The sequence below is a fragment of the Oceanicaulis sp. HTCC2633 genome (assembly GCF_000152745.1).
Classification (GTDB): Bacteria; Pseudomonadota; Alphaproteobacteria; order Caulobacterales; family Maricaulaceae; genus Oceanicaulis.
On record NZ_AAMQ01000014.1, the window covers coordinates 1 to 1,829 of the forward strand.

4 protein-coding genes and 1 pseudogene are annotated in these 1,829 nt (G+C 53.9%); 3 read left to right on the forward strand and 2 right to left on the reverse strand.

The features are described from left to right. A partial coding sequence (locus tag OA2633_RS15950; RefSeq protein WP_114144910.1) for a Rop family plasmid primer RNA-binding protein occupies nt 1-62 on the reverse strand: 62 nt, incomplete at its 3' end. Between the two features lie 31 nt (nt 63-93). Between OA2633_RS15950 and OA2633_RS00005 the strand changes: the two genes are divergently transcribed. Then, nucleotides 94-462, forward strand: coding sequence for a hypothetical protein (locus tag OA2633_RS00005; RefSeq protein WP_000538659.1), 369 nt, complete (start codon nt 94-96; stop codon nt 460-462). A 353-nt stretch (nt 463-815) separates the two neighbouring features. Continuing rightward, a pseudogene (locus OA2633_RS16645) lies at nt 816-1,007 on the forward strand (hypothetical protein); the annotation flags it as partial. Here the strand turns inward: OA2633_RS16645 and OA2633_RS16650 are convergent. Continuing rightward, nucleotides 992-1,201 carry a hypothetical protein gene (locus OA2633_RS16650; RefSeq protein ID WP_371262341.1) on the reverse strand — a complete coding sequence of 70 codons (210 nt, stop codon included), beginning with the start codon at nt 1,199-1,201 and terminating at the stop codon, nt 992-994. The pseudogene OA2633_RS16645 and the gene OA2633_RS16650 overlap by 16 nt on opposite strands. 376 nt (nt 1,202-1,577) lie before the next feature. On the opposite strand from OA2633_RS16650, the gene OA2633_RS15660 reads away from it, so the two are divergent. Next, nucleotides 1,578-1,829: serine hydrolase (locus OA2633_RS15660; protein WP_006034622.1), on the forward strand; the 252-nt coding region annotated here is incomplete at its 3' end.

Here is a 1,829-nt window from a genome sequence, read left to right on the forward strand (position 1 = left end):
GTTAATGTCTGGCTTCTGATAAAGCGGGCCATGTTAAGGGCGGTTTTTTCCTGTTTGGTCACTGATGCCTCCGTGTAAGGGGGATTTCTGTTCATGGGGGTAATGATACCGATGAAACGAGAGAGGATGCTCACGATACGGGTTACTGATGATGAACATGCCCGGTTACTGGAACGTTGTGAGGGTAAACAACTGGCGGTATGGATGCGGCGGGACCAGAGAAAAATCACTCAGGGTCAATGCCAGCGCTTCGTTAATACAGATGTAGGTGTTCCACAGGGTAGCCAGCAGCATCCTGCGATGCAGATCCGGAACATAATGGTGCAGGGCGCTGACTTCCGCGTTTCCAGACTTTACGAAACACGGAAACCGAAGACCATTCATGTTGTTGCTCAGGTCGCAGACGTTTTGCAGCAGCAGTCGCTTCACGTTCGCTCGCGTATCGGTGATTCATTCTGCTAACCAGTAAGGCAACCCCGCCAGCCTAGCCGGGTCCTCAACGACAGGAGCACGATCATGCGCACCCGTGGCCAGGACCCAACGCTGCCCGAATGTTCTTTCCTGCGTTATCCCCTGATTCTGTGGATAACCGTATTACCGCCTTTGAGTGAGCTGATACCGCTCGCCGCAGCCGAACGACCGAGCGCAGCGAGTCAGTGAGCGAGGAAGCGGAAGAGCGCCCAATACGCAAACCGCCTCTCCCCGCGCGTTGGCCGATTCATTAATGCAGAGCTTGCATGCCTGCAGGTCGACTCTAGAGGATCGATCCCCCTGTGCTAGGATGGTCACCTAGATCAGGAAACAGCTATGACCCCAGTGGTGCCGGCAACCCGTCGGCGGCGATCAACATGGTGCGCAAGCGTCCGACCGCCGATCAGCGCGTGACCCTCACCGGCGCCGCCGGCAGCTGGGATGACTACCGTGGTGAGGTCGACGCCTCCAGCCCGCTGAACGACAGCGGCACCCTGCGTGGCCGGGTGGTGACGTCGTATCAGGGCGCCGACACTGGACTGGCCGTCGTTTTACAAGGTCTAGTCCGACCTAGACTCAGGGGTACCGAGCTCGAATTCTGGCGTAATAGCGAAGAGGCCCGCACCGATCGCCCTTCCCAACAGTTGCGCAGCCTGAATGGCGAATGGCGCCTGATGCGGTATTTTCTCCTTACGCATCTGTGCGGTATTTCACACCGCATATGGTGCACTCTCAGTACAATCTGCTCTGATGCCGCATAGTTAAGCCAGCCCCGACACCCGCCAACACCCGCTGACGCGCCCTGACGGGCTTGTCTGCTCCCGGCATCCGCTTACAGACAAGCTGTGACCGTCTCCGGGAGCTGCATGTGTCAGAGGTTTTCACCGTCATCACCGAAACGCGCGAGACGAAAGGGCCTCGTGATACGCCTATTTTTATAGGTTAATGTCATGATAATAATGGTTTCTTAGACGTCAGGTGGCACTTTTCGGGGAAATGTGCGCGGAACCCCTATTTGTTTATTTTTCTAAATACATTCAAATATGTATCCGCTCATGAGACAATAACCCTGATAAATGCTTCAATAATATTGAAAAAGGAAGAGTATGAGTATTCAACATTTCCGTGTCGCCCTTATTCCCTTTTTTGCGGCATTTTGCCTTCCTGTTTTTGCTCACCCAGAAACGCTGGTGAAAGTAAAAGATGCTGAAGATCAGTTGGGTGCACGAGTGGGTTACATCGAACTGGATCTCAACAGCGGTAAGATCCTTGAGAGTTTTCGCCCCGAAGAACGTTTTCCAATGATGAGCACTTTTAAAGTTCTGCTATGTGGCGCGGTATTATCCCGTATTGACGCC